The sequence below is a fragment of the Rhodomicrobium lacus genome, assembly GCF_003992725.1.
Classification (GTDB): domain Bacteria; phylum Pseudomonadota; class Alphaproteobacteria; order Rhizobiales; family Rhodomicrobiaceae; genus Rhodomicrobium; species Rhodomicrobium lacus.
In genome coordinates this window covers 1-308 of the sequence record NZ_RZNF01000010.1, presented here as the reverse complement: position 1 = coordinate 308, position 308 = coordinate 1, and the positions used below count along the sequence as shown (strand labels likewise).

The 308-nt window shown below is 68.5% G+C and carries 1 protein-coding gene; it reads right to left on the bottom strand.

Annotated features, from left to right (window positions below):
* Nucleotides 1–308 (bottom strand): methyl-accepting chemotaxis protein (locus EK416_RS18000; RefSeq protein ID WP_245434012.1); only part of this gene is annotated, 308 nt, incomplete at both ends.

Below are 308 nucleotides of genomic sequence, written 5' to 3'. Positions count from 1 at the left end.
GTCGATGCCATTTCCTCGGCCGCGGCGGTGTTCTGCTGGGTCACCTTGTCGAGCTGCTGGATCGCGATGTTGATCTGCGCCGCGCCCGCATTCTGTTCACGGGTGGCGTTCGAGATTTCGAACACCAGTTCGGCGGTGCGCTGGATGTCGGGCACGAGGCGCCCCAGCATCTCGCCGGCCTGCTGGGCGGCCTTGACCGTGTCGCCGGAGAGGCCGGAGATTTCCTGCGCCGCGGCTTGGCTTCGCTCGGCGAGCTTGCGAACCTCGGAGGCGACGACCGCAAACCCGCGGCCATGCTCGCCCGCCCG